The sequence below is a fragment of the Aeromicrobium sp. PFPM2_SD2 genome, from assembly GCF_057364525.1.
In genome coordinates this window covers 1-5257 of sequence record NZ_JBNFNZ010000156.1, presented here as the reverse complement: position 1 = coordinate 5257, position 5257 = coordinate 1, and the positions used below count along the sequence as shown (strand labels likewise).

Genomic DNA, 5257 nt, shown 5'->3' with positions numbered 1-5257 from the left:
CCAGCGCGACGACGTCGCGCGACGGGGACAGCGAGACCGGCACGGCGACCGCCGGCACCTCGGGACCGGGCAGGGACTCGGCGAAGGGACCGGAGACCACGACCTGACGGACGTCCAGCCCGGGGGCCTCACGACGGACGGCGTTGACGAGGGTGGCGAGGGCCGCGCGCTCGACCGGGGTGGCCGGGGCGGTGGAGCAGGCGAGCAGCACCTCGGACCTCATCGCGCCCCCTCGCACCGCGGACCGTCACGGCCGGCCACCGAGCGGTGCGTGCGTGACCCACCCTGCCGGCGCCGGCCGTGACTGCTGCGATCCCTCGGAGCCGGCCCGGGTGCCGGCTCCTGCTTGGTCACGACCGTAGGAGCCGCGTGTGAACGTCGGGGCGATGCGAGGTTTCGCCCGCGTAACAACTCCGGTCAGGGACGTCCGTGCCGCTCGCGACGCTGCCGGCGCTCCTCCACGAGCCCCAGGACGAGCCCGAACAGGGCGAAGAAGACGGTGAACGTCACCCACGACGCGGTCGGCGCCCACGTGCCCTCGGCGGCGCGGAACACCAGGTGCACCGCCACCCAGGCGACGCCGGCGCCCAGCACCGTGGCCGCGACGACGCGCGCCCACGGCGGCAGGCGGTCCACCGGGTCAGGCCTCCAGGACGATGGGCAGGATCATCGGGCGGCGGCGCAGCTTGCGGCCGACGAACGAGCCGAGCGTGCGGCGCATGACCTGCTTGAGCTGGTACTCGTCGCGGGCGCCGTCGGCGATCGACTGCTCGAGGGCGGCGACCAGCTTCGGCGCGATCTCGTCGAAGACGCTGTCGTCCTCGGCCATGCCGCGGGCGTGGATCTCCGGGCCGGTGATGATCTTGCCGGTGGTCGAGTCGACCACCACGACGACGGACACGAAGCCCTCGTCGCCGAGCACGCGACGGTCCTTGAGCTCGGTCTCGGTCAGGTCGCCGACCGAGGAGCCGTCGACGTAGACGTAGCCGCACTCGACGGCGCCGACGACGGAGGCGTGGCCGTCGACCAGGTCGACGACGTAGCCGTCCTCGGCCAGCACGACGTTCGGCACGCCGGTCTGCGTGGCCAGCTTGGCGTTGGCGTGCAGGTGGCGGATCTCACCGTGGACCGGCATCACGTTGGACGGCTGGACGATGTTGTAGCAGTACAGCAGCTCGCCGGCCGAGGCGTGGCCCGAGACGTGCACGAGCGCGTTGCCCTTGTGCACGACGTTGGCGCCGAGCTTGGTCAGGCCGTCGATGACGCGGTAGACCGCGTTCTCGTTGCCCGGGATGAGCGAGGACGCCAGCAGGACGGTGTCGCCCTCCTCCAGGCTCACCTGCTGGTGGCTGCGGTTGGCCATGCGCGACAGCGCGGCCATCGGCTCGCCCTGCGAGCCGTGCTCATGAGCACCATCTTCTCCGGCGGGGCGGCGTCCAGCTTGTCGACGACGACGCCGTCGGGCACGTGCAGGTAGCCCAGCTCGCGCGCGATCTGCATGTTGCGGACCATCGAACGTCCGACGTAGGCGACCTTGCGGCCGTGCTTGGCGGCGGCGTCGAGCACCTGCTGGACGCGGTGCACGTGCGAGGCGAACGACGCCACGATGATGCGCTTCTTGCTGTTCGCGAACACCGCGTCGATGGCCGGGCCGATGTTGCGCTCGGCCGTGGTGAAGCCGGGGACGTCGGCGTTGGTGGAGTCGGTGAGGAACAGGTCGACGCCCTGCTCGCCCAGGCGCGCGAACGCCCGCAGGTCGGTGATGCGGCCGTCGAGCGGCAGCTGGTCCATCTTGAAGTCGCCGGTGTGCAGCGCGACGCCGGCACCCGTCGTGATGGCGACCGCGAGCGCGTCCGGGATGGAGTGGTTGACCGCGACGAACTCCAGGTCGAACGGGCCCATCGTCAGCGTCTCGTCGGCCTCGACGACGTGCTTGGGGACGTCCTTGAGCCGGTGCTCGCGCAGCTTGGAGTCGACGAAGGCCAGCGTCAGCTTGGAGCCGACCAGCGGGATGTCGCCGCGCTCGCGCAGCAGGTACGGGACGCCGCCGATGTGGTCCTCGTGGCCGTGGGTCAGGACGACGCCCACGACGTCGTCGAGCCGGTCACGGATGGGGCCGAAGTCGGGCAGGATCAGGTCGACGCCGGGGTGGTGCTCCTCGGGGAACAGCACGCCGCAGTCGACGATCAGCAGCTTGCCGCCGTACTCGAAGACGGTCATGTTGCGGCCGACCTCGCCGAGGCCGCCGAGCGGGATGACGCGCAGCGCGCCCTCGGGCAGCGCGGGCGGGGTCGACAGGTCGGTGTACAGGTGGGTCAAGAGAGCTCCTCAGCTCGGCAGGAGCCCGGCGGCGACGAGGCCGGCACGCACGACGGCGACCTCCTCCTCGCTCGCGTCGGGCAGGGGAAGGCGCATGGTGGTGTGCTCGAGCACACCGAGCAGGTTCAGCGCGACCTTCGCCGTGATCGCGCCCTGCGTGTAAGTCATCATCGCGGTCACCAGCGGGGCCAGCCGCTGGTGGACCGCACGGGCCGAGGCCAGGTCGCCGGCGTCGACCGCCCGGACCATCTCGGCGTACTGCTCGCCGGCGGCGTGGCCGACCACGCTCACCGTGCCGGCGGCACCGTAGGCGAGCCAGCCGAGGGTCAGCTGGTCGTCGCCGGAGTAGTAGACGATGCCGGTCTCGGCCATGATCCGCGCCCCGCGGTCGAGGTCGCCGACGGCGTCCTTCACCGCCACGACGGCCGGGTTGCGGCGCAGCTCGACGTACGTCTCGGGGGCGATCGTGGTGCCCGTGCGGCCGGGGATGTCGTAGAGCATGACCGGCAGGCCGTCGCCGGCCGCCGCGACCGCCTCCACGTGCGCGACGATGCCGCGCTGCGGGGGCTTGGAGTAGTAGGGCGTGACGACGAGGGTGCCGTCGGCCCCGACCTTGGCCGCCTGCTCGGCCAGGGCGACCGAGTGACGGGTGTCGTTGGTGCCCACGCCGGCGACGACCGTGGCCCGGTCGCCGACCGCCTCGACGACGGCCGCCAGCAGGCGTCCGTCCTCCTCGACCGACGTCGTCGGCGACTCGCCCGTCGTGCCGCTGACCACCAGGCCGTCGTTGCCGTGGTCGACCAGGTGCGTCGCCACCTTCTGCGCCGCCGCGAGGTCCAGCTCACCGTCGACGGTGAACGGGGTGACCATGGCGGTGAGCACGCGCCCGAAGGGCGCGGCGTCGGTGGCGAGCGGCGAGGTCATGGCCCTCAGGCTACCGTCTGACGGCGTCGCGGCTGCGCCGCGTCGCCGTGCCCGGGCGCGCGCGTGACCTGCTGCACAATGACTCGCGTGACCCTCGACCTCTTCCCCGCCGACACCGCGTCCACCCCGAGCGGCGACGGCGTCCGCGAGCTGACCGTCAGCGACCGCTGGAACACCCCCGCCGGGACGCCCAACGGCGGCTACGTCCTGGCCACGATGCTGCGCGGGCTCGGTGAGGAGCTGGGGTCCGACCAGCCGCTCGTCGCGGCGATCTCGTACCTCGCCCCAGCTCGTCCGGGCCCGGCCCTGCTGCGCACGTCGAGGCTCCGGACCGGCCGGCGGCTGAGCACCGGCACCGCCGAGCTGGTGTCCGGCGACCGGACGACGGCCCACCTGGTGGCGAGCTTCGGCGAGCGCGCGGGGATTCGCTCGAGCTGGGCTCCGCCCCCGACCTCGCTCCGCCCGACGAGTGCCTCGACCCGTTCGGCGGGAAGCGTCCCGGTGCCGGGCTCATGGAACGCGTCGAGTACCGCATGCCGCACCAGGGCGCCGGCGGTGCGGGCGACCCGACGTACCGGCTGTGGCAGTGCATGGCCGGCGAGCGCGTGCCCGACCTGTTCGCGCTGGCCTTCCTGGTCGACTCGTGCCCTCCCCCGGTGCTGGAGGTCAGCCCGGGCGGCTCGGTCACCGTGCAGCTCACCGTCCACCTGCACCGCGTCCCGGTGACGCCGTGGGTCGCCACCGTGGTCAGCACGCGGCACGTCGCCGGCGGCTACCACGAGGAGGACTGCGAGCTGTGGGACGAGGAGGGCAACCTCCTCGCCCAGAGCCGCCAGCTCGGCATCCTGCTCTAGCCCGCTCGAGTCGAGGTCTCACCGCGTCGTTGCCACGATGGGGGCCATGACCGACGCGTGGCAGGACTTCGTCAAGGCCCTGGGCATCGCCCTGCTGGTGGCCGTGGTGATCATCGTGGCGGCCAAGGTGGCCGTGCAGCTCGGCGGACGCCGCTGGGAGGCAGCCCGCCAGCTCGAGCGGCGCTCCAAGCTGTGGTTCCGGCTGCTCGTCCTGGTCGTCGCCGTCACCGTCGCCGTGCGCACGTCGATGCCGCAGATCGACTACACGTACCGCTGGGACGAGCTGATCCGGCACACGCTGCAGATCCTCACGATCCTCGCGATCGCCGGCGTCGTGGCCAGCGTCCTGCTGCTCGTGGAGGACTCCGGCCTGCGCCGCTACGACGTCGACGTCCCTGACAACCGCCTGGCCCGCCGCGCCCGCACGCAGATGCAGGTCGTGCGCCGGCTCACCGTCGCGGCGGTCATCGTCGTCGCCATGGGCGCGGTGCTGCTCACGTTCGATGGCGTGCGGGCCGTCGGCGCGAGCGTCCTGGCTTCCGCCGGCGTCCTGTCGATCGTCGCCGGCCTGGCCGCCCAGTCCACGCTCGCCAACGTCATCGCCGGCATCCAGATCGCGTTCAGCGACTCCATCCGCCTCGACGACGCCGTGATCGTCGAGGAGGAGTGGGGCTGGATCGAGGAGATCACCCTGACCTACGTCGTGGTGCGGCTGTGGGACGACCGCCGGCTCGTGCTGCCCTCGACGTACTTCACGACCACCCCGTTCCAGAACTGGACCCGCACGCACTCCGAGCTGCTCGGCGCGGTCGAGCTGGACCTGGACTGGGGCGTCTCGCCGCACGCCATGCGCGACCAGCTCGAACGCGTCCTGGCCGACACCGACCTGTGGGACGGACGCACGAAGGTGCTGCAGGTGACGGACGCGGTGAACGGGTGGGTCCGCGTGCGCATCCTCGTGACCGCCAAGGACGCCCCGTCGCTGTTCGACCTGCGCTGCCACGTGCGCGAGCGGATGGTCGAGTGGCTGGGCCGCGAGCACCGAGCCGGGCTGCCGCGCTTCCGGGTCGAGAACGTCCAGCGCACGGTGGCGCGGCGGGGCGAGCAGCACGAGAGCGAGCCGCAGGGCCTGTTCAGCGGCGACGCCGAGGCCGAGGCCC

The 5257-nt window shown here is 72.5% G+C and carries 5 protein-coding genes and 2 pseudogenes; 3 read left to right on the top strand and 4 right to left on the bottom strand.

Annotation, left to right across the window (positions count from 1 at the left end; genetic code table 11):
* The 4 genes and pseudogenes from AC2W7G_RS08835 to dapA all read right to left on the bottom strand — a co-directional run.
* Positions 1–223: hypothetical protein (locus AC2W7G_RS08835; RefSeq protein ID WP_485868104.1), on the bottom strand; the 223-nt coding region annotated here is incomplete at its 3' end.
* A 194-nt stretch (positions 224–417) separates the two neighbouring features.
* Positions 418–636 carry a hypothetical protein gene (locus tag AC2W7G_RS08830; protein ID WP_485868103.1) on the bottom strand — a complete coding sequence of 73 codons (219 nt, stop codon included), beginning with the start codon at positions 634–636 and terminating at the stop codon, positions 418–420.
* A gap of 4 nt (positions 637–640) precedes the next feature.
* Positions 641–2319: pseudogene (locus tag AC2W7G_RS08825) on the bottom strand (ribonuclease J).
* A gap of 9 nt (positions 2320–2328) precedes the next feature.
* Complete coding sequence (dapA, locus tag AC2W7G_RS08820) at positions 2329–3243, bottom strand: 4-hydroxy-tetrahydrodipicolinate synthase (protein WP_485868102.1); 915 nt, start codon at positions 3241–3243, stop codon at positions 2329–2331.
* A gap of 78 nt (positions 3244–3321) precedes the next feature.
* Between dapA and AC2W7G_RS08815 the strand changes: the two are divergent.
* The 3 genes and pseudogenes from AC2W7G_RS08815 to AC2W7G_RS08805 all read left to right on the top strand — a co-directional run.
* Positions 3322–3642 (top strand): annotated as a pseudogene (locus AC2W7G_RS08815) (acyl-CoA thioesterase domain-containing protein); the annotation flags it as partial.
* A gap of 35 nt (positions 3643–3677) precedes the next feature.
* Entirely contained in the window at positions 3678–4097 is a 420-nt protein-coding gene (locus tag AC2W7G_RS08810) for a thioesterase family protein (RefSeq protein WP_485868105.1), read from the top strand.
* Positions 4098–4143: 46 nt separating this feature from the next.
* A partial coding sequence (locus AC2W7G_RS08805) for a mechanosensitive ion channel family protein (RefSeq protein ID WP_485868101.1) occupies positions 4144–5257 on the top strand: 1114 nt, incomplete at its 3' end.

Excerpts from the sequence above, each read along its gene's own strand:
- dapA (WP_485868102.1), bottom strand. The coding sequence starts at position 3,243 with ATGACCTCGCCGCTCGCCACCGACGCCGCGCCCTTCGGGCGCGTGCTC.